The 243-nt window shown below is 41.2% G+C and carries 1 protein-coding gene; it reads right to left on the reverse strand.

Annotated features, from left to right (window positions below; genetic code table 11):
• A partial coding sequence (locus R2R70_RS22560; RefSeq protein ID WP_410979281.1) for a homocysteine S-methyltransferase family protein occupies positions 1–243 on the reverse strand: 243 nt, incomplete at both ends.

The raw sequence follows: 243 nt of genomic DNA on the forward strand, positions 1-243 counted from the left end.
TTGTGCTTCTTCAATGCTAGAAATAGTTTCGCCAATCCATAAATATACATTCTCGTTTTGTGCTTCATAAAGTGTATTTAAAATAGTAAAACCACGCTTACGTTCAAATAGCTCCGGGCGGTAAGAGCCAAATACCGGAGGCAGCGAACCTGCTACCAGTATATTTTTATTTGCACTTTGAGCCGCTTTTTTTGCAATGATTGCAGCTTGGTTCGCAAGCTCGGCACCCTGTGCATCATAAAG

The organism is Cobetia sp. SIMBA_158, assembly GCF_046566945.1.
Lineage (GTDB): Bacteria > Pseudomonadota > Gammaproteobacteria > Pseudomonadales > Halomonadaceae > Cobetia > Cobetia amphilecti.